The 22,704-nt window shown below is 74.9% G+C and carries 18 protein-coding genes and 1 pseudogene; 9 read left to right on the top strand and 10 right to left on the bottom strand.

Annotation, left to right across the window (positions count from 1 at the left end):
- Window positions 1–6 precede the first annotated feature (6 nt).
- The 5 genes and pseudogenes from IPL61_02030 to IPL61_02050 all read left to right on the top strand — a co-directional run bounded on the left by IPL61_02030 (window position 7) and on the right by IPL61_02050 (window position 9,612).
- Window positions 7–294, top strand: a pseudogene (locus IPL61_02030) (DUF4157 domain-containing protein).
- Window positions 295–331: 37 nt separating this feature from the next.
- Window positions 332–2,956 (top strand): hypothetical protein, encoded by a 2,625-nt coding sequence (locus IPL61_02035; GenBank protein ID MBK9030112.1) that lies wholly within the window; start codon window positions 332–334, stop codon window positions 2,954–2,956.
- A 70-nt stretch (window positions 2,957–3,026) separates the two neighbouring features.
- On the top strand, window positions 3,027–4,877 hold the full coding sequence (locus tag IPL61_02040; GenBank protein ID MBK9030113.1) for a hypothetical protein: 1,851 nt from the start codon (window positions 3,027–3,029) through the stop codon (window positions 4,875–4,877).
- 304 nt (window positions 4,878–5,181) lie between these two features.
- Entirely contained in the window at window positions 5,182–7,485 is a 2,304-nt protein-coding gene (locus IPL61_02045) for a DUF4157 domain-containing protein (protein MBK9030114.1), read from the top strand.
- A gap of 54 nt (window positions 7,486–7,539) precedes the next feature.
- Window positions 7,540–9,612: a hypothetical protein gene (locus tag IPL61_02050; GenBank protein ID MBK9030115.1), complete on the top strand. Its 2,073-nt coding sequence runs from the start codon at window positions 7,540–7,542 to the stop codon at window positions 9,610–9,612.
- Window positions 9,613–9,621: 9 nt separating this feature from the next.
- Here the strand turns inward: IPL61_02050 and IPL61_02055 are convergent, their stop codons facing one another.
- The 7 genes from IPL61_02055 to IPL61_02085 form a co-directional block, all read right to left on the bottom strand.
- Window positions 9,622–9,822: a hypothetical protein gene (locus IPL61_02055; protein MBK9030116.1), complete on the bottom strand. Its 201-nt coding sequence runs from the start codon at window positions 9,820–9,822 to the stop codon at window positions 9,622–9,624.
- Window positions 9,809–11,698, bottom strand: a complete 1,890-nt coding sequence (locus IPL61_02060) for an AAA family ATPase (protein MBK9030117.1) — start codon at window positions 11,696–11,698, stop codon at window positions 9,809–9,811. The genes IPL61_02055 and IPL61_02060 overlap by 14 nt, the downstream gene beginning before the upstream one ends.
- Before the next feature lie 148 nt (window positions 11,699–11,846).
- Window positions 11,847–12,452: a BMC domain-containing protein gene (locus IPL61_02065; GenBank protein MBK9030118.1), complete on the bottom strand. Its 606-nt coding sequence runs from the start codon at window positions 12,450–12,452 to the stop codon at window positions 11,847–11,849.
- Complete coding sequence (locus IPL61_02070; GenBank protein MBK9030119.1) at window positions 12,449–13,894, bottom strand: aldehyde dehydrogenase EutE; 1,446 nt, start codon at window positions 13,892–13,894, stop codon at window positions 12,449–12,451. Before IPL61_02070 ends, IPL61_02065 begins: the two co-directional genes overlap by 4 nt.
- A gap of 18 nt (window positions 13,895–13,912) precedes the next feature.
- Entirely contained in the window at window positions 13,913–14,206 is a 294-nt protein-coding gene (locus tag IPL61_02075; protein ID MBK9030120.1) for a EutN/CcmL family microcompartment protein, read from the bottom strand.
- A gap of 8 nt (window positions 14,207–14,214) precedes the next feature.
- On the bottom strand, window positions 14,215–14,508 hold the full coding sequence (locus tag IPL61_02080) for a BMC domain-containing protein (protein ID MBK9030121.1): 294 nt from the start codon (window positions 14,506–14,508) through the stop codon (window positions 14,215–14,217).
- A gap of 98 nt (window positions 14,509–14,606) precedes the next feature.
- A complete protein-coding gene (locus IPL61_02085; GenBank protein ID MBK9030122.1) occupies window positions 14,607–15,245 on the bottom strand; it encodes a hypothetical protein in 639 nt (212 codons plus the stop codon).
- Between the two features lie 131 nt (window positions 15,246–15,376).
- On the opposite strand from IPL61_02085, the gene IPL61_02090 reads away from it, so the two are divergent.
- Window positions 15,377–16,906 carry a TolC family protein gene (locus IPL61_02090; protein MBK9030123.1) on the top strand — a complete coding sequence of 510 codons (1,530 nt, stop codon included), beginning with the start codon at window positions 15,377–15,379 and terminating at the stop codon, window positions 16,904–16,906.
- Here IPL61_02090 and pgeF read toward each other — a convergent pair.
- Both pgeF and IPL61_02100 read right to left on the bottom strand, forming a co-directional pair.
- A complete protein-coding gene (gene pgeF / locus IPL61_02095; protein ID MBK9030124.1) occupies window positions 16,887–17,648 on the bottom strand; it encodes a peptidoglycan editing factor PgeF in 762 nt (253 codons plus the stop codon). The two genes, IPL61_02090 and pgeF, sit on opposite strands and share 20 nt — an antisense overlap.
- A gap of 58 nt (window positions 17,649–17,706) precedes the next feature.
- A complete protein-coding gene (locus tag IPL61_02100; protein MBK9030125.1) occupies window positions 17,707–18,282 on the bottom strand; it encodes a hypothetical protein in 576 nt (191 codons plus the stop codon).
- A 99-nt stretch (window positions 18,283–18,381) separates the two neighbouring features.
- On the opposite strand from IPL61_02100, the gene IPL61_02105 reads away from it, so the two are divergent.
- Complete coding sequence (locus IPL61_02105) at window positions 18,382–18,948, top strand: hypothetical protein (GenBank protein ID MBK9030126.1); 567 nt, start codon at window positions 18,382–18,384, stop codon at window positions 18,946–18,948.
- Window positions 18,948–19,931, top strand: a complete 984-nt coding sequence (locus tag IPL61_02110) for an alcohol dehydrogenase catalytic domain-containing protein (GenBank protein ID MBK9030127.1) — start codon at window positions 18,948–18,950, stop codon at window positions 19,929–19,931. The genes IPL61_02105 and IPL61_02110 overlap by 1 nt, the downstream gene beginning before the upstream one ends.
- Window positions 19,932–20,177: 246 nt before the next feature.
- On the opposite strand, the gene IPL61_02115 is transcribed toward IPL61_02110, so the two are convergent.
- Window positions 20,178–21,938 carry a protein kinase gene (locus tag IPL61_02115; GenBank protein ID MBK9030128.1) on the bottom strand — a complete coding sequence of 587 codons (1,761 nt, stop codon included), beginning with the start codon at window positions 21,936–21,938 and terminating at the stop codon, window positions 20,178–20,180.
- Window positions 21,939–22,015: 77 nt separating this feature from the next.
- On the opposite strand from IPL61_02115, the gene IPL61_02120 reads away from it, so the two are divergent.
- Window positions 22,016–22,624, top strand: a complete 609-nt coding sequence (locus tag IPL61_02120; GenBank protein MBK9030129.1) for a PilZ domain-containing protein — start codon at window positions 22,016–22,018, stop codon at window positions 22,622–22,624.
- The last annotated feature ends 80 nt before the right edge of the window (window positions 22,625–22,704 follow it).

Below are 22,704 nucleotides of genomic sequence, written 5' to 3' on the forward strand. Positions count from 1 at the left end.
AGGAAGATCGGTCCGTCGATCCTCGTATTACGATCCGGAGGCCCCGTGTCCCACATCGCCGAAGCTCCCGCCGCCGCCCCTGCCCAGCCCACCTTCGAGAACCAGCTCGACCAGAAGCTCTCGGGCGGTGGAGGCTCCGCCCTCCCGTCTGACGTCGCCTCCCACGCGTCGGCCGCGTACGGGCAGGACCTGAGCGGGGTCAAGGTCCACACCGACGCCGAGTCGGGCGCGATGGCCGAGTCGAAGGGCTTCCAGGCGTTCTCGTACGGCGGCGACGTGTTCGGCAAGTCGAGCGCGCTCGACACCGGCACCGAGCCACGGCTCCCACGTCATGATGCACGAGCTCGCCCACGTCGCGCAGACCGGCGGCGAGCGCGCCGGCGGCGTCCACGGCAAGGTCGAGGTCGGCACCGCCACCGACGCCAGCGACGCGCTCGAGGTCGACGCCGATCGCGGCGCCGCGGCGGCGCTGTCGGGCTCGAGCTACCAGGTCCAGCGCGCGCCGCTGGCGGTGCGCGGCTTCGGCGCGACGGCCAAGAGCAAAGACGACATCGTCCACGAGAACCAGACCCGGCAGGAAGCCGAGAAGGTCGGGTTCAACAAGGACGACGCCAAGATGATCTACTCGGGCAACTGGAACCGGGACATGAACCAGCTCCTGATCCCGACGGTGCGCGAGAAGCTCGGCGCCGCGGGCGGGCCGATCGTGTTCTCGGCGATGGACCTGATGCACACGCTGCATTTCGGCTATCCGATCGGCGGGCAGGAGGGCGCCAAGCCTGGCGCGAGCCCGGGCCAGGCCGGGGTCAAGGAGTTCGGCACCTACGATCCGGTCGAGCACATCGACAACCCGGGCGGCCTCACCGGCGCCGACGTCAACGCCCAGAACAGCAGCGCCGGCGACATGCACAACGCCGGCTCGGGGACCACCGCGTACGCCGAGGTCGACTCGCGCTACAAGGCCCAGTTCGAGACGATGAAGGCCAAGATGGCCGCGGACGAGGCGGCCGGCAAGAAGAACGAGCTGGCCAACCCCGACGAGAAGATGGACGCGTTCAAGGTCGACGAGTCCGGCATCCCGGTCTACATGCAGACCAGCCGGACCCAGCTGATCAAGCACCTCGACGACGGCCTGACCCTGGCGGCCAAGCCCGGGTCGTCGACCGAGAAGTCCGCCAACTACGACCGCGCGCTGCGCTACGCCGGCGAGTCCCTGCACATCATGCAGGACTACTACGCGCACTCGAACTTCTGCGAGATCGCGATCAACATCCTGATCGACTCGAAGTTCTCGGGCAACGCGGTCACCAAGGAGGGCCAGGGCAAGTCGTTCGTCGACACCCTGCAGCTGTCGCAGCTCGAGCCGTCGCTGGCCGATCCCAAGAAGACCGCGCACCACCTCAACAGCTTCGTCCACAAGAAGAGCGGCGGCGCGACCGACCCGAACAACATGACGACCAAGGGCGGCAAGGAGGTGATGGCCACCGGCACCTTCACGCTCGAGGACACGATCCACTCGCTCAAGGAGAAGCTGGGGATCGCGCTCACCAGCCTGAACCCGTTCGAGAAGGGCGCCAGCGAAAAGGCCGAGAAGCTGGTCACCTGGCTCGAGTCGAACCCGACCTACTTCAAGTTCAAGCCGACCGAGGCCGGCGAGTGGATCGGCGGCAAGATGGCGAGCGTGCAGTCGGCCGTCGACGCGCTCGGCGGCGGGCTCAGCGCCGGCCTGTCGGTCCACGGCAAGGTCGCGTCGGTCGCCGAGAAGGGCTGGGGCCACCTCAAGGGCGCGTGGCACTCGGCCTGGGGTGACGACAAGCAGGCCGCGGCCGACGTCGCCGCCGGCGACGCCAAGTCCGCCCAGACCGAGGCCGAGTCCGCGGCCCGCAAGGCGGCGGTCGCCAACTTCACCAAGGCCTGGGGCACGACCGCGTCCGATCTGTCCCACGGCAACCTGCGCAGCCTGCTCAAGTTCGTCAACGACACCTCCGCCGGCCTCAAGCTGTCGAACCTCGCCAAGATGATCCCGATCGTCGGCGACAACGCCGCCGAGCTGGTCGAGAAGGCGGTGACGGAGGTGAAGGAGTGGCTGCGCCAGCACCTCGAGAACGCGTTCCACCAGGCGATGCTGCAGCTCACCGCCGAGATCAACGCGGCCCTGGCCAAGGCGCTGGGCTCGTCGGAGGTCCACGACGGCACTGGCGCGTCGAGCATGACCCAGCCGACCCACACCGACATCGCCAAGGACTTCGACGACGACCAGAACGGCACCGAGGACCGGTTCAGCATCATCGAGGAGGTCGGCGAGTTCTTCCACCGGGTCGGCGGCGCCAAGAAGGCCGGCCAGTCGCTGATCGACAAGGCCAAGGCCCGCTTCGACGCGGTCATGAGCAAGAAGACCGGCGTCATCGAGGGCCTGCGCGGCGCCGGCCAGGACATCGCCAACGAGGTCAACGGCCCCGAGTCGGAGGAGGGCACGCACAAGCACCAGCACCGCCACGACGGCGCGTGGATGGCGCCCCTGGCCGATCAGCTGGCGCACACCTCGTCCAACGCGATCCTGGCCGAGTACCAGACCCAGCTCGCCAGCGCCAAGAGCGGCGGCAAGCACGACATGGCGCCGATCACCAAGATCGTGATGGACTACTACCAGCACCCGGCCGACTGCACCGGGCTGTGGCAGAGCTCGTTCATGGGCGTGCTGACCGGCCAGGTCGCGGGCAAGGACCCGGCCAAGGCCCAGGAGGACGCCATGCACATCAAGAAGGAGCTGGCGCACCGGATGTCCCTGCCGCCGATGCAGCAGGCGGCCAACGACGAGCACACCACCGGCGGGACCAACCGTCACGGCGACCACGACGACGGCGACAACGCCCACGGCCAGGGCCAGGGCGGGCAGGAGTGGAACCAGAAGCACGACGACGACCACGACGACCACCACGACCACGACCACCACTGAGCGCGGCCCGCGACGTTTCTCGCGCCGCGCCCCGTGAGCGGCGGCGGCGGTGGTCGTAGTATCGAGGGCGATGTCCCTCCAGGCGGTCGCGACCTCCGATGGCCACGTCGCGGTCGTGGCCGACGGCCGGCTGACCCTGTACGCGCTCGACGGTGGCGCCCCGGTCGCGTCGACCGAGGTCGTCGGCGATGCGATCGTGTTGTGCGGGAACCACCTGCTGGTCCACGCCCACGACAACCTCGCCAGCCTGCTGACGCTGGTCTCGATGCCGGACCTGACGGCGATCTCCTGCGTCGAGCTGGCCGCCCCGACCCGCCTGCTCGGCGCGAACGCCTCGTTCGCGCTGGTCGATCGCGGCGATCAGGCGTTCGTCGTGCAGGCCACCGGCGGCAACCTGGCGGTGGTGCCGCTGCGTCCGCCGGCGGCGTTCGACGCGGCGTTCGGGCTCGACGGCGATCAGTTCCTGACCTTCGGCCGACGCGGGACCGAGACCTGGGACGCGGCCGAGCGCCGGCCCCAGGCCCGGATCGGCCTGGCCCTGCCGAGCGACGTCCGTCAGTTCGGGGTCGCGATGCGCGCCAGCGCGCTGTGGATGAGCAGCGCGGGCCCGGGCCTCAGCGTCGCCCGGCTGTCCGACGGGCGGGTCACGTCGCTCCGCCTCGACGCGCCGGCCAAGGACGTCCGCGGCCACCGCATGCTGTCGTGGCTGGTGGCCCAGATCGGCGCGGATCAGGTCGCGATCAACCTGGCGCTGCGGGTGATCGAGCCGCTCGATCACCTCGGTCGCGTGCTCACCCTGGCGCCGGTCCGCGATCGGGACGGCAGCGCCTACGCGGTGGTCCTCGACGGTGACCGGCTGATCACGCACCTGCTCGGCGGCGACGGCGGCCGAGCGTGGGCGACGCCGCCGCCCCCCGGGGCCGCGCCGGCAGGGCCCTCGCCGCGCGCCGAGCCATCCCTGCCCGCATCGCTGGCGGCCGAGGCGCCACGGGAGGCCCCGCGCGTCCAGACGGTCAGCGACCGCCTGGCGGCGCGGCGCGCGCCGACGCCCGCGCGCGCGGCGGCCGAGGGTCCGCCCGCGCCGCTGGTCGCGCCCGCGCCGCCGACGACGACAGCGCTGCCGCCGACGACGACAGCGCTGACGCCGACGCCGACGCTGACCGCGCCGACGCCGGTGCCCGCGCGACGCGCGGCCCTGCGCCCCGCCGGCGCGCCCGCGCCTCCGATGACCAGCGGACCGGCGGCCACCGACGACGACTGGCGCGACACGCTGCTGGGGTGGGCGCGGGCGCCGTCGGGGCCGATGCCCGCGTTGCGGGGCACGCCGCTGGCGCTCCTCCATGAGCGCGTCGACGGCCCCGCGACCTGGCCGATCCTCTGCACGCTGTACGCGGCCTGGCTCGACGGCGCCAGCGATCGCGGGATCGCGATCGCGGAGCTCGCGGCCCGCGCGGCGCCCGCCGACGATCGCTGGCGCGAGGCGCTGGGCGTGGGCGCGCTCGATCGCGACGGGCTGGTGGTGTGGGACCGCGGGCGCGCCCAGCTCGCCGCCGCGGTGGGCGAGTTCCTCGACGGGCGTCCGCCACGCGCCATCGAGGTCATCACCGGCGGCGCGCCGCGTCCCCCCGGGCCGGGCCTGCTCCGCCTCGACGTCGAGGTCGGCCGGACGCCGCGGATGACGGCGCTCGACCTCGCCGACCAGATCGGCGTGCTCGCGTGGTGCGAGCCCGAATCGACGCCGGCCCGCGCGGCCCGCGCGGCGCTCGAGCGCGGGCGCCTCGAGGCGTGGCTCCGCGGCTTCCCGCTGGCGACCTCGGTGGACGTCAGCGCGGTGTCCTTGCGCGCGGGCGAGTGCCTGGTGTGGCTGGCGGCGCCCGGCGCGGCCGACCACCCCGGTGCGCCGCCGCGCTGGCGCCCGTGATCCGCGCGGCGCTGTCATGACCACAACCGCGCCCGAGGTGGCGCGCGCGACGCGGCAATCGGCCACACCAGCGACGGGATCGTAGGGCGGGAGGTTTGCCACGATCCTCTCGTATGATGGGGCGTCAATCTGCGCTGGAGTCGTCGTGACTGAACTAGCTGTACCTGTTCCTGCGACCACCGCTGCCCAGGACCTCGAGGCTCCGCCTCACCGCCGCGCGCCTGTCGAGCCGCCCCCCGCCAGCGCGCCGGCGCCGAGCGAGGCGCCCGCCGGCGGCTTCCAGGCCTACTCGTACGGCGCCGCCGTGCAGCGCCAGGCGTCCGCCGCCGCCACCACCGAAGACGTCCACGCGGTCGCCGCCCACGGCGTCGCCGGCGGCGGCGGGCCGCTGCCGTTCGGCGACCAGATCGGCGCGGCGTTCGGCGCGCACGACGTGAGCGACGTGCGCGCGCACGTCGGCGGGGACGCCTCGACCGCCAGCCACGCGCTCGGCGCGCAGGCCTACGCCACCGGCCGCGACGTCGCGTTCGCGGGCACCCCCGATCTGCACACCGCCGCGCACGAGGCGGCGCACGTGGTGCAGCAGCGCGCCGGCGTGTCGCTCAAGGGCGGCGTCGGCGAGGCCGGCGATCCCTACGAGCAGCACGCCAACGCCGTCGCCGACGCGGTCGTCGCCGGTCGCTCGGCCGAGCCGATCCTCGACAGCATGGTCGGGCCCGGCGGCAGCGGCGGCACCAGCGTCCAACGCCAGGCCGTCCAGTTCTGGTCGGGGCACGAGCACCGCGCCGTCGGCAACCTCGCGGCGGTGCTGGCGACCGGCAACGCCGACTTCCGCGCTGGCGAGATCAACCGGATGCGGCAGCAGTTCCATCCGACCCGCCCGGGCGAGACCTTCGACAACCACGACTTCGCCGACGGCTCGATCGACGCGATGGGCGATCACCACTCGACCGACCCGACGCTGGTCGGGCTCGAGCGCCGAGGCCGCGGCGTCAACCGAGTCCGGACCAACGACCGGATCATCGCCGACCCCGAGGGCGGCGCGTCGGTCGCCCTGCCCCAGAGCATCTCGTTCGGCGCGGCCAACGAGTTCGGCGGCGACTTCGACAAGAACCCGGCGGCGCTGGCGCGGGAGAACCACGACGACGATCCCATCGGCCACGACTTCCTGGTGATGGTCATGGGCGCCGAGACCAACATCAACCACTTCTTCCCGCTCAACGGCAACGAGTACCGCGCGCACCACGCGTCGGCGCTGCGGGCGGCGCGGGCGAGCTTCGCCGCGGCCCAGGCCGGCAACCAGGCGCTGGCCAGCGCCAACGCCCGCCAGGCGATGCTCGAGGAGGGCTTCGCCGCCCACTTCCTGGCCGACACCTTCGCCGCAGGGCACATGGCGCCGCGCGCGCTCGACCGCATCTCCGAGAGCGGCCTCGACGAGGGCGAGCTGGGGCTCAACCGCAGCAAGCACTGGCACGACGCGCTCAACGCGGTCACCGGATCCGCGGGCCTGCCGACCACGCGCGGGCGCTTCCACGGCGACGACACGATGACCGGGCGCGAGCTGACGATCATCGGCGAGGACGCGGCCGCGTCGCTGCGCGAGGTGCTGACCACGGCCGCCGGCACCCCCGAGCCGGCGTCGTTCCAGATCGCCGCGCCCGCGGTGGCGGAGATCCTGGCGACGCCGGACTACGCCCCGATCTGGCGCGGCATGATGGGCGACTACGAGCAGGACCTGCGCGCCGCCGAGCGCCGCGGCAAGGCCGGCGAGTCGATGACGTCGGACGGCGGCACCACGACGTCCACCGCCGAGATCGCCGGCGCCATGCGCGGCAACGTCTTCGGCGGCGAGCGCGTGCGGCTGCCGCGCCTGGCCGCGTCGGAGTGGAACGGCCCGACCCTCAACTTCACGGTCACGCTCGAGGGCCGGCCGGCCCCGGCCGGGACCCAGGTGTGGGTGCAGTTCTTCGACAAGGATCTCGGCTTCGATCGCGCGGCCAGCGGCCACACCGCCGGCACGCTCGCCAGCGACGCCGGCGCTGGCCTCAACGACACCGACGAGAAGATCGGCGGCCCGCGCCTGGTGACGCTCGTCGACGGCGGCGTCGGCACGATCACCTCGCCCGAGGATGACGCCGGCGACGTCTACGCGGTGCTGTTCGCGAAGGAGTCGCGGCTGGAGCCCGACGCGACCCCGACCCGGCTCGGCACGTTCGAGCCGACCGAGGTCCCGATCGGCCGCACCGAGACCCAGGGGACCAACCGCGGCCGCGTCGAGCACGAGATCACCGTGTCGGGCCTGGGCTGGTCGGGCAAGACGCTGCGCTTCCGGGCCACCGCCGACGGTCGCCCGGTCACCGGCCGGACGCTGTACCTGCGCTTCTACGACAAGGACGCCGGCTTCGACCGCGACGAGCGCGGCAACCTGCTGTCCGACGTGATCGACTCCGACGAGGCCATCGGCGGCATCGAGCAGATCCAGGTCAGCAACGGCGAGGGCTGGATCACCGCGACCGGCGACGCCGACGACTCCGGCGACACCTACGGCGTGGTGTACCTGGACGCGGCGTGCCAGACGCCGCTGGCCCGCTCGCCCGTCATGCCGTGATCGCCGGCGGCCCGCGCGACCACCCGCGGATCGTTCCGGCGTAAGATGGCGGCGATGCTCGCCGAGGCTGTCTCGACACCCGACGGCCACCTCGTCGCCGTCGCGGGTGGTCGCCTGACCGCGTATGCCCTCGCGACCCGACGCGCGGTGGCGTCGACCGAGGTCGTCGGCGATCACCTGGTCAGCGTCGGCAGCGCCGTCCTGGTCCACGCCCGCGACAGCCTGGCCAGCCTGCTCACGCTGATGTCGGTGCCCGACCTGACCGCGCTCGCGTGCATCGAGCTGGCCGCGCCGACCCGGCTGCTCGCGGGCGCCGGCACCTACGCGCTGGTCGACCGCGGCGATCAGGCGTTCCTGGTGCAGACCGCCGGCGGCAACCTGGCGGTGCTGCCGCTGCGCCCGCCGGCCGCCTTCGCGCGCGCGTTCGGGCTCGATCCGGCCCAGCTGGTCACGTTCGGCGAGCGCGGCACCGAGATCTGGGATCCGGGGACGCGCGCGCCGCAGGCCCGCCTGGCGCTGCCCTGGCCCGACGACACCGTCGAGGCCGGCGCGACGCTGCGCAGCGCGGCGCTGTGGCTCGCCGGCGCCGCGCCGGAGTTGACCCTCGCGCGGCTGTCCGATGGCCGGTTGTCGACGGTCGCGCTCGCCCACCCGCCGCGCGACGTGCGCGGGCATCGCGCGGTGTCGTGGCTGGTGGCCACCGTCGGCGCCGAGCCGGTCGCGATCAACGCGGCGCTGCGCACCGTCGAGCCGCTCGTCAGCGCCGCCGGGCCGATCGTCGCCCTGGCGCCGGTGCCCGACCGCGAGATCTGCGCCCACGCGATCGCCATCGACGGCGATCGCCTGCACGTCCAGCTCCTCGGCGGCGACAGCGGTCGGGCCTGGTCGACGCCGCGCGCGACCCCGGACCTCGAGGAGGACGCCCCAGCGGGCCCGGGCCCGATCGCCGCCCACCGCGCCGACGACGCCCCGGCGGCGCCGTCCCCGACGCCGGCGCCGAGCGCGCCGACGAAGCCCCCGGCACCGCGCAAGTTCCAGACGGTGTCCGATCGCCTGGCCGCGCGCAACGCGATCCCGGCCGGGATGGGGACGCCGGGCCCGACCGCGGCGCCACCGTCGCCGCCGTCCGCCGCACCGTCGCCGCCGGGGCCGGCGCGCAGCGCGTCGCTCGCCGCACCGTCGACGCCGGGGCCCGCCGCGCCGTCCGCACGGCCGGCGCTCAGCCCGCCGCTCGCCGCACCGTCGACGCCGCGGCCCGCCGCGCCGTCCGCACCGCCGGCGCTCGACGCGCCGCCCGCCGGACTGTCGTCGGCGGGGCCCGCCGCGCCGTCCGCACCGGCGGCGCTCGGCCCGTCGCTCGCCGCACCGCCGACGGCGGGGCCCGCCGCACCGCCGCCTGCCCGCACGATCGCGCCAGGCGGACCGACGAGGTCGTCGCCCATCCTCGCCGCCGCGGCGCCGACCGGCCCTGGCGCCTGGCGCGACGAGCTGCTGCGGTGGGTCCGCGCGCCGGGCCAGCCGTGCCCGGCGCTGGCGTCGTCGCCGCTCCGCGACGTGCTCGCGCGGGTGCCGACCGGCCCGGCGACCTGGCCGATCGCGTGCGCCCTGTACGCGGCCTGGCTCGAGGGTGACAGCGAGCGCGGCCGCGCGAGCGCGCAGCTCGCCGCGCTGGCGGCGCCCGCCGACGACCGCTGGACCGAGGCGCTGGGCGGCGCCCTCGCCGCCAGCGGCCTGGCCTGGTGGGACCACGGGCGCGCGCACCTGGCCACCGCGGTCGGCGACTTCCTCGACGACCGCCCCCCGCAGCTGATCGAGGTGGTCGGCCGCGCCGGGCCCGCCCGCCGGCCGCCGCCGACCGGGTGCTTTCGTCATCCGATCGCGACCACGGTCCGAGACCAGGTCGTCGCCCTCGCCGACCAGCTCGGCGCGGTCGGGTTCTACCACCCGCTGCCGTCGGCGCGGCTGGCCCTGCGGCGCGCGCGGCTCGAGGCCTGGCTGCACCGCCTGCCGCTGATCACCACGGTGCCGACGTTCGGGATCAGCGTGCGCGCCGACGAGTGCCTGGTGTGGCTGGCGCCGGACGACGCCCAGGACCACCCGGCGGCGCCGCCGCCCTGGCCCGCCTGAGCCGCGCGGTCACGTCGACGCGCCGTCGAGGTAGACCCGGCCGGTGGCGGCGGCCTCCTCGGCGGCGGCGGCGGTGAGGTGGCGCATGCGGATCTCGGCGCCCTCGCGCGCGGCCGCGTAGGCCGCGCGCAGGACCGAGTTCTTGATCTCGCCGCCGGCGAGATCGAGCTTGGCCAGGCGCTCGTAGTCGATGCGCTCAGCGGTCGGCACCGACGGCGGCAGCATCAGCCGCCAGATCTGCGCGCGCTCGAGCGCCTCGGGGCGCTCGAAGTGGATCTTGAACGCGATCCGCCGCTCCGAACGCGTTGTCGAGCCCCTTCTTCAGGTTGGTCGTGAGCACGGCCGTCCCCTCGAACCGCTCGACCAGCTGCAGCAGCACGTTCACGTTCATGTTCGAGAACCGATCCGACGCGTGCTGGACCTCGGTGCGCTTGGTGAACAACGAGTCGGCCTCGTCGAACAGGAGCATCGTCGTGTCGGGGCGGGCCTGCTCGAAGATCCGGGTCAGGTTCTTCTCGGTCTCGCCGATGTACTTGTCGACGATGCTGGCGACGTTGATGCGCAAGAGCGACAGCCCCAGCTCGTGGGCGATGACCTCGGCCGACAAGGTCTTGCCGGTGCCGGGCGTGCCGTCGAACAGGCAGGTGATGCCGAGGCCGCGCTTGATCGTGCGCCGCAGGCCCCAGCGGCGCAGCACCAGGTCGCGGTTGCGCGCGGCGCTGATGATCTGCTCGAGCTGGTTGCGCGCGTCGGGGCGCAGCACCAGATCGTCGAGCGACACCGTCGACGCCTGCAGCTCGGCCAGGCTGCCGATGGTCTGGGTCAGCTGGCCGCGGGCCGCGGCGTCGACGATCGGCAAGGTCAGCGGTCGACCGGGGCCGGCGGCCGCCACCGCGGCCCGCGCCGCCGCCCGGACCTGGGCCGGCGTCAGGTTGATCGAGCGCGCGAACGCGTCGAGGTCGAGGTCGGCGTCGAGCGCGACGGTCGCGGGCAGGTTGAGCAGCCACAGGTGGGCCGCGTCGATGTGCTGGGGCCGGACCACGTGCTCGTACCGGTAGACCACCAGCTGCTCGAGCTCAGGCGCCAGCGCCGCGTCGTCGATGACCTGCAGCACCGCCACCACCGCGTGCGCGGTCAGCGCCCGGGCCACCGCCGCCGACAGCGCGGTGCCGGCGCCGTTGATCGCGGCGATCCACTCGTGGGCGTCGGTGATGACCAGGAGCTCACCGCCGGCGGCGGCCTCGGCCGCGGCCGCGTCGATCGCCTCGACGATCACCGCCGGGTTGGCGCCGCGCAGGCGAGCGGCGTCGACGACCAGGAGCCGCCGGCCGAGGTGCCCGGCGACGGCGCGCACGAGCACGCCGCGCCCCGAGCCAGCGCGGCCCTGCACCAGGACCGCGACGCCGCGCGGGTGATCGAGGCCGGTCCGATCGAAGCGAGCCTCGGGTTCGACGTCGCCGACGCCGGCCAGGAACTGCACCAGCTCGCCCGCGCGCTCCGGCAGCGGCACGTCGTCGAGCGTGATCGACGGCGTCACCAGCGTGGCCAGGCCCTCGAGCCGCGCGCCCACGGCCCGGCGCCCGCGCAGCGCCGCCGGCAGCCAGGTCGCCGGCACCAGCTCGCGCCGGCCCGGCAGCTCGATCGGCGGGATCCGCACCAGGCCGGCCCGGCGCAGCGGCGCGTCGACGGCGAGATCGGCGTAGAGCGCCTGGCGGTCGGCGCGCGACGCGGCGAGCGCCCGCCCGGCCAGCGCCATGTCGACCCAGTCGCGGGCGGTGCCGTCGAAGCGGCGCAGCACGGCCAGGAGGGTCGGGTCGAGCGCCGGCGCGGCGCACAGCCACAGCAGGTCGATCGCCGCCGGCGACAGGCCGTGGCGCCGGGCCAGCTGGGCGTCGGGCAGATCGACGCCGGCCGCGGCCGCCGCCTCGATCGCCGCCGCCAGGGCCGGCCGCGGATCGACGATGCGCGCCGCCGCGGCCGGATCGACCGCGCGCTCGAGGACGGCCTCGGCCAGCGCCAGGCGCGCGTCCAGGTACGCCGCCACCAGCGGCAGGTGATGCTCGGCGGGCAACTCGATCGCGGCCATCGCCGGCGATGATACTCGGTCGGCGGCGGCGTGCGCCCGTAGACCACCCACTCGCGCCGACGACCGGCGCCGACCGCGACCGGCGCCGACCGGCGACCGGCGCCGACGGTGACCGACCGCGGCCGGCGCCGACCGCGCGTCCCGGCGACTACCGGAACAGCCGGCCGCGCAGCTCGGGCGCCGGCTGCGCGATCCGCTCGAGATCGACCAGCCGATCGCCGGCGGCGGCGGCGGCGGCCGCGGCCGCGGCCTCGATCGAGCTCAGCGCGCCGGTGAGCGTGAAGTAGGCCTTGCCCGCCAGGTCGACCGCGAGCCGCACGTCGCGCACGGTCACGTCGGCCGCCTTGCACGCGGCGTCGGCGGCCGCGATGGCCGCGCACACGGTCGAGGTCTCGATGATCGCGAGCGCCTCGGCGTCGGCGTCGGCGGCCCAATCGACCGGCACGACCACGCCCGCGGCGGCGAGCATCGGCCAGACCTGGGCGTCGGCGTAGGCCAGCTCGACCGAGTCGCGCAGGCGCTCGCGCGCCGCGTCGCCGCCCGCGGCCATCGCCTCGTCGACCTCGGCCACGCCGCCGGCGAGCACGACCAGGTGCTTGCCGCCCGACAGCGTCCGCGACGACACCAGCACCGCCGGCGCGCGCTTGAGCGCGGCGTCGGCGACGACCACGCCCCGGGCGATCGTGGTCAGCTCGAGCAGCCCCAGCGCCGGCCCAGCCGCGACCGTGGTCGCTGCCCCGTCGGCCCTGCTCACACGAACCGGAACGCTTCCTTGAGCGTGCAGCGGCGCTCGCGGGTGAAGTGCACCGCGGTGGTCAGGCCCTCGCCGGTCGGGCTGGCGATCGTGAACGAGGTGTAGCCCTCGCCGCCGAGGCCCAGGCCCGCGTGCGACGCGTCGTTCTTGACGAAGATCGAGCAGTTGCAGACCCGCGCCATCGCCGCCATGTTGTCGATGTTGGTCGACTGCATCGTCGCGGTGTGGTGGAAGCCGTGCTCGACCCGGATCGCCATCGCGATCGCGTCGGTGGCGTCCTTGGCCCGGACCAGGCCGATCACCGGCGTCAAGAGCTCGTGCTGCACGAACGGGTGCTGCTCGTCGACCTCGGCCAGCAGGATCCGCAGCTCGGGGCCGTGGCCGCGGATGCCGGCGGCGGCCGCGATCACGCCGGCGTCCTTGCCGACCCAGTCCTTGTTGACGTGATCGCCGTCGAGCACGACCTTCTCGACGTCCTTGATCTGGCGCGGGTCGAGCACCAGCGCGCCGTGGGCGGCCAGCTGCCGCACCAGCTCCTTCGCGATCGACTCGACCGCGATGATCTCCTTCTCGGCGATGCAGACGATGTTGTTGTCGAGCGAGGCGCCGCGGACGATCGCGTCGGCGGCCTTGGCCAGGTTGGCGGTCTCGTCGACCACCGCCGGCGGGTTGCCGGGGCCGGCGGCGATGACCTTCTTGCCCGACGCCATCGCCTGCTTGACCACCGCCGGGCCGCCGGTGACGACCACCAGCCGCACCAGCGGGTGCTTCATCAGGGTCTGGGCGCTGTCGATCGTCGGCTGCTCGACCGAGGTGATCACGTCGCGCGGCCCGCCGGCGCCGACGATCGCCTCGTTGAGCAGGTGCACGAACCAGTTGCTGGTCCGGCCGGCCGACGGGTGGACGTTGAACACGACCGCGTTGCCGCCGGCGATCATGCCGATGGCGTTGCACAGGATCGTCTCGGTCGGGTTGGTCGTCGGCGTGACCGCGAGGATCACGCCGTACGGCGCGCGCTCGGTCAGCATCAGCCCGTCGTCGCCCGTGTACGCCTGCGGCCGCAGGATCTCGACGCCCGGGGTCTTCTCGGCGACCAGCCGGTTCTTGCCGAGCTTGTCGGCGTAGCGGCCCAGGCCGGTCTCCTCGACCGCGTACCGGGCCAGGAGCTCGTTGTTCGCGAGCGTCACCTGGCGCATCGCCGCGATCATCTTGGCGCGCACCTGGACCGGCAGCCGCTCGTTGGCCTCGAAGCCCCGGCGGGCGGCCTTGGCCGCGGCGTCGGCGTCGGCGTAGACGCCGAGCGTGCCGCGCGGGATGTTGGGGCCGGCCTTCTTGCTCGCCTCGGCCACGAGCGCGGGCCGCGCCGGCGCCGCGCTGGGACCGCCGCCGAGGCGCTCCACCACCCGGCGGACGATCTCCTCGATGCGGGCGTCGTCGAGCATGGTCGCCATGCGGCTACCTCACTTCACGTAGCGCCGGGCGTCGCCGACGGTGACCTCGTCGACGATCGCCATGATCGTGGCATCGACCGGTCGGTTCTGGGTGACCTGGGTCTGCCGGGCCGACGAGCCCGAGCAGTACAGGACCACCTCGCCCACCCCGGCGCCGACCGCGTCGACCGCGATCACCGTGGCGCCCTTGGGGTTGTCGTTGCCGTCGACGTCGCAGGCGCGCACGACCAGGAGCGTCACGCCCTCGAGCGTGGCCTCCTTCTTCGACGCGACCAGCGTGCCGATGACCTTGCCGAGGACCATCGCGGGGCCTACTTGGTCGGCGCGCCCGCGCGTCCGAGCGGCAGGACCGCGTCGACGTTGGCGTGCGGCCGCGGGATGACGTGGACCGAGACGACCTCGCCGACGCGCTCGGCCGCGCGCTGGCCGGCCTCGGTCGCGGCCTTCACCGCCGCGACGTCGCCGCGCACGATCGCGGTGACGTACCCGCCGCCGGTCTTCTCGTACCCGACGAGCTCGACCTTGGCGGCCTTGACCATGGCGTCGGCGGCCTCGACCATGCCGACGAAGCCTTTGACTTCGATCATTCCGAGAGCGTCAGCCATCGTTGTCTCCTGAGCGGTGCCGCGTGCGGCATCCCGACGTTGCCTGGGCGTGCTTGCGGGGGACGGCGCCGACCATGTGGTGTCGGCGCCAGTAGGTGCTAGCGGTCGACGAACTTCTCCGGCGCCTTGCCGGTGACGCTGTTGATCGCGCCGATCGCGGCCGCGGCGGCGGCGTCGATCTCGGCCTCGGGGCCGGACATGTAGAGGCGGCCGAAGGCGCCGTAGGGCGTGACGTTCACCAGCGACACCTGCGCCGCCTTCTCGGCCTCGTTGGCGGCCAGGACGACGTAGCCGGCCGGCTCGCACTCGAGGATGAACAGCGACTGGCCGGGCAAGATCATCATGCCCTGCGAGGTGCGGTTGATGATCTGGGTCTGGTAGGCCTCGACCCCGCGGATGATCTGGTTGGTCAGGACCTTGGGCTTCAAGCGATCGCCCTCGGCCACGCCGAGGTGCTTGAGGATCGTCGAGCCGGCCGAGAGCACCTCGCCCTGATCGTGGTCGTGGATCTCGAGCAGGCCGTAGGCGCGCTCGACCACCTGCACGGCGGGCTGGACCCGCGTCGCCTTGAGGGCGGCGTCGGTCACCTGGTTGATGGCGATGCCCGGCGCGATCTCGACCCAGAGGGACGCCTGGCCGGGCACGGGCAGGAATCCACGCGCGGTCTTGGCGATGAAGGTCGCCAGCTGCGGCTGGAGGGAGTCGAGGAAGCAGTACGTGCGGAGGACCGTGGCCATCGCGTCGGACGACCCTAGCACGCGGCCTCGCGGGTTTTGGCGGACCGGGCAGCCAATTTGTTCAGACCCGGACTACCTGGCGACGTGGCGCGGTTGACACCCCGCCGATGGCCCCACATGGTAGCCCCCGCATGGTCCGCCCGGCGCTCGTCGCGACGCTGTCGATGCTCGCGCTGGCTTCGAGCGCCCAGGCCGAGCCGTTGACGTTCGCGCTGCGCCTGGTCGCCGACCCCGACGGCGCCGGCGCCACGCCGGTGTCGCCGCTGATCGGCGCGCTGACCGGCCCGGCCGAGCGCGCCGACCTGCCCGCGCTGATCGATCGCGCGCTGCGCAGCGATCCCGACCTGGCCCGGGTCGACGTCGATCTGGCGATCGCCGCGGCGGCGATCGATCGCGCCCGCGCCTGGGACGACTGGGCGGTCGGCGCCGACGCCAGCGCCAGCACCCGCGTCGCCAACGACAGCCGGGTCTGGGCCGCGGGCGTCAGCGGCGATCTCACCCGGGCGCTGTCGACCGGCGGGGTCGCCGGGGTCCGGTTCGAGGGCGGCTGGGCCGACACGCCGCTGGCGCCGGGCGTCTACACCGAGAGCATCACCGCGAGCATCACCCAGCCGCTCTTGCGCGGCCGCGGCGAGGAGCTGGTCCTCGCCGCCGAGCGCGCCGCGCGGGTCGACCGCGACGCGACCGCGCTGGCCGGCGACGCCGCGGCGGTGGCCGTCGTCGAGGAGGTCGTGCTCGCGTACTTCGATCTGATCGCGGCCGAGCGCGAGCTGGCGATCCGGATCGCCAGCCTCGAGCTGGCCGGCGAGCGCCTGCGCGTGACCGAGGCCGGCATCAAGGCCGGCGGCGTGGCGGCGGCCGAGCGCATCTCGGTGCAGCAGGCGATCGCGACCCGCGAGGAGGACATCCTGGCCGGCGAGGTCACCGTGATCGAGAAGTCGCTGGCGCTGCGGCGCGCGACCGGCCTGACGATCGGTCCGGGCCAGCTGCTGCTCGAGACCGACGTCGCGCTGGCGATCCCGACCCGGACCTGGGACACCGGCGCGCTCCTGGCCGCGGCGCTGGCCTACAGCCCCGAGGCCGCGCAGCTGCGCGCGCGCGAGGCCGGCGCCACGATCGAGGTGATGGTCGGCGAGCGCGGCGTGCTGCCCGCGCTCGATCTGGCGCTGTCGCTGGGGCCGAGCGGCAGCGCCGACGATCCCGGCACCGCCGCGGTCGACATGATCACGTTCGACGAGTTCGCGGCGGCGCTGTCGCTGAGCTACCGGACCACGCTGGGCGAGGTCGCGGCCCGCGCCACCGCCCGGACCGCGCGGGCCCAGCGCGAGCGGGTGCGGATCGACGCCAGCGATCTCGAGAAGCAGATCGCGCTGGCGATCACCCGCGCGGTGATCGCGGTCAACGCCGCCGAGCGCCGCCACGCGCTGGCGGTGCGCACGATCGACCTGGCCGAGCAGGCGCTGGCCGCCGAGCAGGCCCGCCTCGCCAGCGGCAAGTCGCGCAACGTCGACGTGCTGGCCCGCCAGGACGAGCTGCGCGCCGCGCAGCTGCGGCAGATCCGCGCGATCGTCGAGTGGCACCGGGCCGCGACCACGATCGCCGGGTTGACCGGCGAGCTCCTGCCCCGCTACGGCGTCACGGTCAGCGCGCGCGGCCGATGAAGCCCATGTGGACGCCGCCGGCCCGGCCGTCGCGGCGGTACGAGTAGAAGCGCGCGGCCTCGCACCGGGTGCACGGCGGCGCCGCGTCGACGTGGGCGCGGGCGACGCCGACCCCGGTCAGCGCCGCGGTCAGCGCCACGCGCAGATCGACGTGGTCCTTGTGCGGCCCGGCGACCACCAGCCCCGGCGCGTCGCCGAACCGCTCGCGGAACGCCGTCACCACCTCGGGGCCGACCTCGAAGCAGCACGCGCCGATCGACGGCCCCAGCGCGACCCGCACGTCGGCGGCGCGCGCGCCCAGCTCGCCCATCCGCGCGATCACCTGCTCGGCGACGCCCGCGACCGTGCCGCGCCAGCCGGCGTGGGCCGAGCCGCACACCCGCGCGATCGGATCGGCGAACACGATCGGCACGCAGTCGGCGGCGAAGGTCGTGAGGATCGGCCCGAGCTGGTCGGTGACGAGGCCGTCGAACTCGGGCGGCTCGGGCAGCGGCTCGCCGACCCGCCACACCGCGGTGCCGTGGACGTGGCGCATGATCTGGAGCCGCTCGGGCGCGAACCCGACGTGGGCCGCCACGCGCGCGCGGTTCTGCTCGACCAGCGCCGGGTCGTCGCCCCAGCTCTTGCCGAGGTTGAGCGACGCGCGCGCGCCGGTCGAGACCCCGCCGGTGCGCTCGGGGAAGCCGTGGAGGAAGTCGTCGGGGATGACCGCCGATCGGTACACGCGGAGCGCCGTGGTCATGGCCGTTGGTACCGCACGCGCGCGGGGCTTGGGTAGCGCGGCCGGACGATCACCGCGCTCACCAGCCGACGCCGACCTCGAGCGAGGCGAACGGCTGCAGGCGCTCGCGCGGCAGCACCAGCTGGGGCGCGCCGTCGAGGTAGGCGCCGCCGATCGTGAACGTGGCGAGCGCCTCGACCTCGCCGGCCAGCGCCCGGGTCCACTGCGCCGAGATCGACGCCTCGGGCCCGGCCGCCGACGCGCCGGTCGCGTCGGGATCGCCGAACTGGAAGCCGAGCTGATCGGGCGCGACCGACAGCTCGGCGAAGCCGACGCCCGCGCGCAGGCCGAGCCGACCGCCGCCGGCCGCGACCCGCGCGACCTCGAACGTCGAGCGCACGTGCATCATCTCGGTGCCGCCGCGGTCGTGCCAGGCCTGGGCCCCGGTGCCGCAGCTCTCGACCCCGAGGCCGCCCCAGACCCGGACCTCGCCGCACACCGTCGGCATGCCGTTGCGATCGGTCGACGCGCCGCCGATGCGCAGGTTGAGGCGGTACGGCGGATCGGGCGCGACCGGCGGCGGGGGGCCCCCGCGATCGTCGTCGGCGAGGGCCGGGCCGGCGGACAGGACGATCAGGCAGACGACCGCGCGCATCGGCCGCGATCCTACCCCGACGCCCGCCGGTGTCGACCTCCGCGTCGCCGGGCCGGCGCGCGCCTGCCAGCGCCCGGACGCCCGTGGTACCGTCGCGCCATGATCCCGTACCCCGAGCTCGCCGCCGCGCTCGATCGCTGGCGTGTCCGCAACGGTCTGCCGATCAGCGCGTCCGCGCCGCCCCCGCCGCCGCCGACCATCGCGGCGGTGCTGGCCCCGCGCCCGGCCGAGGTGATCGCTCCGCCGCCGCCCCGGACCGCGCCACCGACGCCACCCCCGCCGGCGGCGATCGAGCCGGCCGCGGTGACGCTCGACGAGGTCGTCGACGCCGACATGCTCGAGACCGCCGACGAGTACGACAACGAGGGCAACGACTTCGCGATGTCGTTCAGCGGCCCGCCGGCCGCCGCCAGCGGCAGCATCGGGCCGAGCCTCGCCGACGACAGCGACGAGTCGACCCACATCGGCGCCGCGGCCGCGGCCGAGGATCCGTTCGGCGCGCCGACCTCCGCGGTGCCGCCGCCGGGGCAGTGGCCCGAGGCCCGCGAGTGGCCGGCCGAGGCCACCGCCGCCGCTGCCTACGGCTGGGGCCAGAGCCACCGCCCGGAGACCGACGGCACCGACGACGACTCGACGATCGTGGGCGGCGGCAAGTCGAAGCCCTGATGGCGACCGCGTGGCGCCGGGGCGCCGGGCCCTACGTCCTCGAGGAGGTCGCCCTGAGCGATACCGCGCCGGGGCCCGGCCGGGTCGCGCTCGAGGTCGAGGCGGTGGCGATCGATCCGTTCGAGGCCACGCCGGTCGGCCGCGTGCCGGGCGTGGCCGCGGTCGGGCGCGTCGTCGCGGTCGGCGTCGCCGCCGACGAGTGGCTGGGCGCGCGCGTGCTGGTGCCGACGGTGGTCGCGTGCGGTGAGTGCGAGCGCTGCCGTCGCGGCGGGGCCGCGGTGTGCGCCGACGGCGGCCGCCTGGGCGTGACCGCGCCGGGCGCGCTGGCGACGCACCTGACCGCCGCCGCGCGCTGGCTGGTCCGGCTCGACGAGCCGCTGGCGCTGCCGGGGCCGGGCGTGGCCGCGCTCGGCGGCGCGCTCGCCCACGCGTACACGCTCTACGCGCGCGCCAGCCTGGGCCCGCGCGATCCGGCGATCGTGATCGGCGGCGGCCCCCTGTGCCGGCTGGTGGTCGAGGTGTTGCTGGCCCAGGCCGCGACGCCGGTGGTCGCGACCGACGACGCGGCTACGATCGCGGCGGTGGGCGGGCGCGCGCGCGTGTGCGCGATCCACACCGCGGCCATCGAGGACGCGCTGGCCGGCGTCGGCGCGCGGCCGCGGCGGGTGATCGTCACCGACGGCGCGCACGTCGAGGCGGCGCTGCGCGTGGCCGGGCGCCGAGGCACGGTCGTGGTCGCGGCCGGCGCCCAGGCCGCGATGGCCGCCCCGCTCGAGGTCGCGATGGCCGAGGAGGTCACGATCGCCGGCGTGGTCGACGGCCACCCCGATCTGGTGCCCGAGCTGGCGGCCGTGTGCGCGCGCGGCGAGCTAGCGCTGGCCGACCTCACCGAGATCGTCAGCCTGGCGGAGCTGCCGGCGCGCCTCGCGGCCCGCGCGCGCGCGCGCCCCGCGACCGCGCTGGTCGTCGACCTCCGGCGCTGACGCCCCGCGCCCCGCGACCGCGCTGGTCGTCGACCTCAGCGCTGACGCCGCGCGCCCCGCGACCGCGCTGGTCGTCGACCGCGCGCGCTGACGCCGCCGCGCGCCCCGCGCGCCCCGTGACCGCGCTGGTCGTCGACCTCAGCGCTGACGCCGCGCGCCCCGCGACCGCGCTGGTCGTCGACCGCGCGCGCTGACGCCGCCGCGCCCCGCGACCGCGGGCGCTGACGCCCCGCGCGCCCGAGCGCGCTAGAGCGCGAACATCGCGACGATCACGCCGATCGCCACGACGGCGACGCCGATCGCCACGAACACCTTGGTGCGCCCGCCCTTCATCTCGCCGATCAGGTCGCGCTCCGACACCGACGACGACGCGCTCGGCCCGTCGCGCATGACCGGCATCGACGAGGTCTGGCCGGTGCGCAGGCTGTAGCGCTCGGCGTCGGTGCTGGTGATCGTGCCGTCGTCCTTGTAGCGGTCCTCCATCGGCAGCGAGTCGGCCTTGTCCTGGACCGTGGCGTCACCCGAGCGCGCCGCCTCCTCGGCGGCCGCCGCGTCGAGCTCGCCCTTCTTGAACCACATCGTCTCGCGGAACTGGCCCTTCTTCTTGCCGCCCTCGGCCTTGTTGCGCTTGCCGCCCTGGCCCTTGCCGCCACGATCCTTGCCGGACATCGACGCCGCCGGCGACACGACCGGCGCGACCGGCGCGGGCGCGGCCTGGGGCAGCGGCATGGTCGGGGTCTGGCTGGGCGGCGCGACCGCGGTCGCCGCGGCCGCCGCGACCGCCTGGGGCGTGACGCTCGGGCCCGGCGCCGGCGGCGCCCACGGCGACGGCGCGGCGGCGGCCGGCGCGTGCGGCTGCGACGGCGCGACGGCGATCGGCGCCGCGACCGGCGGCGCGGTCGGCGGCGCCAGCGGCACCGACGCCTCGAGCGCGACCGCCTCGCGCAGCGCCTCGGGCGGGATCTGCACGTCCATCTGCCGGGTCTTGAGCTCGCCCGCGCTCGGGTCGCCGCCGATCGGCGCGACGCCGAGCATGGTCGACGCCAGCTCTTTCGGCTTGCCGACCCGCCCGAACGGCGCGGTCGAGCCCGGCGCCAGCTCGTCACCCTTGCGCACCCGCTCGACGTCGTCGAGGAACTGCTTGAGCGTCAGGTGGCGCTTGGCCGGGTTGCGATCCATCGCGCGGCCGATGACGCTGTCGACCTCGGGCGCCAGCGGCACCCGCTGCGACGGCGGCGGCACGGTGCCGCCGAGCTGCTGCGCCGCGATGGCCGCCGGGTCCCCCGCGAACGGCGGCGCGCCGGTCAACGCGGTGTAGTAGATCGCCCCGAGGCAGTAGGTCGCCGACCGCTGATCGATCGGCTTGCCCTCGATCGCCTCGGGCGGCACGAAGCCCGGCACGCCGGCGACCTTGTCGCCCGGGATCGGCAGCGAGAAGTTGATGACCTTGACCGTGTCGCCGACGAGCAACACGTTCTTCGGCGCGAGGTCGCGATGGACGACGCCGACCTTGGCCGCGTCGAGCAGCGCGCCGCCGATCGCGGCGGTGAGCGCGGCCGCGCGATCGAGATCCATCGGCCCCGCGGCCAGGGCGTCGGCCAGCGAGACCGCGTGGTCGACCCACTCGCACGCCACCCACAGCTGCTCGCCGTGCTTGCCCGAGCCCAGCACCTTGGCCGCCGCCGGGTGCGCGACCCGCTCGAGCAGCTTGAGCTCGCGCTCGATGCGCTGGGCCGCCGCCGGCGCGGCGGTGACCGCGGGCGCGATCAGCTTGAGCGCGACCGTGGCGCCGGACTGGCGATCCTTGGCGCGGTGCACCTCACCGGTGGCGCCGCCGCCGACGCGGGCGCCGAGCTCGAAGCGTCCGCCGATCAGGTTCGCGGCCGCGGCCGGGGCCGGCGCCGCAGCGGGCGCGCTGGCGGCCATGGCGACCAAGCGCCCGGCATCGTTGGTGCAAAAGTTCGCGTCGTCGCCGTACTGCGTGCCGCACTTCGGACAAACTTTCATGGGGCCGACCTGTCTTGCAATGCAGCGGATCTTAAGGACATCCTCGGGCGAAAGCAACCGGAGCAACCATGCGCCTCGTGACCCTCGTGTTCGCCTCTGCCGAGGACTTCCTCGCCGCCTACCACCCCGCCGACGGTGGCACCCTGTCGACGCGCACGCGCACCGACGGAACCATCGGCGAGCACGTCCTGCTCGAGGTGTCGTTTCCGGGGCTGCCGAACCGCGCGCTCGTGCGCGCCGACGTCACCGGCATCGCGTTCGAGCACGGCCTGCGGTTCACGATCGCCGACGAGGACGCCACCACCCGCGACTTCATCCTCGGGATCGCCAACGGCGACGTGCAGGTCGCGGCCGCGATCCACCGCGACCACGCCCGCTTCCCGGCCGGCCTCCGCGCGACCTGGCGGGTCGGGGCCGACGACATCCCGACCACGCTCGAGGATCTCTCGGCCGGCGGGGCGTTCCTGCGCTCGGACACGCCGCCGCTCCTGGGCGCCGAGATCGGCGTGACCATCCTGCCGCCCGCCGGCGAGCCGCTGGCGCTCACCGGCCACGTCGCCTGGATCCGGCAGGGCACCAAGCCGGGCTTCGGGGTCGACTTCGTCCCGGCCCTCGGCGACACCGGCCGCCGGCTCCGGGGCCTGCTGCGGCACGCCTCCGAGACCGCCTCGGTCGACCTCGAGTAGCCTGGGCCAGCTTGGGTTCGTCTCGGATTGACACCCCGGGCTGAGCCGGCTAGAAACGCCCGCTCTCCCACAGGGACTAC

The organism is Myxococcales bacterium, from assembly GCA_016717005.1.
In the GTDB taxonomy this organism is placed as follows: Bacteria; Myxococcota_A; Polyangia; order Haliangiales; family Haliangiaceae; genus UBA2376.

Excerpts from the sequence above, each read along its gene's own strand:
- IPL61_02035 (MBK9030112.1), top strand. The coding sequence starts at position 332 with ATGATGCACGAGCTCGCCCACGTCGCGCAGACCGGCGGCGAGCGCGCC.
- IPL61_02040 (MBK9030113.1), top strand. The coding sequence starts at position 3,027 with ATGTCCCTCCAGGCGGTCGCGACCTCCGATGGCCACGTCGCGGTCGTG.
- IPL61_02050 (MBK9030115.1), top strand. The coding sequence starts at position 7,540 with ATGCTCGCCGAGGCTGTCTCGACACCCGACGGCCACCTCGTCGCCGTC.
- IPL61_02060 (MBK9030117.1), bottom strand. The coding sequence starts at position 11,698 with ATGGCCGCGATCGAGTTGCCCGCCGAGCATCACCTGCCGCTGGTGGCG.
- IPL61_02070 (MBK9030119.1), bottom strand. The coding sequence starts at position 13,894 with ATGCTCGACGACGCCCGCATCGAGGAGATCGTCCGCCGGGTGGTGGAG.
- IPL61_02075 (MBK9030120.1), bottom strand. The coding sequence starts at position 14,206 with ATGGTCCTCGGCAAGGTCATCGGCACGCTGGTCGCGTCGAAGAAGGAG.
- IPL61_02080 (MBK9030121.1), bottom strand. The coding sequence starts at position 14,508 with ATGGCTGACGCTCTCGGAATGATCGAAGTCAAAGGCTTCGTCGGCATG.
- IPL61_02085 (MBK9030122.1), bottom strand. The coding sequence starts at position 15,245 with ATGGCCACGGTCCTCCGCACGTACTGCTTCCTCGACTCCCTCCAGCCG.
- IPL61_02090 (MBK9030123.1), top strand. The coding sequence starts at position 15,377 with ATGGTCCGCCCGGCGCTCGTCGCGACGCTGTCGATGCTCGCGCTGGCT.
- pgeF (MBK9030124.1), bottom strand. The coding sequence starts at position 17,648 with ATGACCACGGCGCTCCGCGTGTACCGATCGGCGGTCATCCCCGACGAC.
- IPL61_02100 (MBK9030125.1), bottom strand. The coding sequence starts at position 18,282 with ATGCGCGCGGTCGTCTGCCTGATCGTCCTGTCCGCCGGCCCGGCCCTC.
- IPL61_02105 (MBK9030126.1), top strand. The coding sequence starts at position 18,382 with ATGATCCCGTACCCCGAGCTCGCCGCCGCGCTCGATCGCTGGCGTGTC.
- IPL61_02110 (MBK9030127.1), top strand. The coding sequence starts at position 18,948 with ATGGCGACCGCGTGGCGCCGGGGCGCCGGGCCCTACGTCCTCGAGGAG.
- IPL61_02115 (MBK9030128.1), bottom strand. The coding sequence starts at position 21,938 with ATGAAAGTTTGTCCGAAGTGCGGCACGCAGTACGGCGACGACGCGAAC.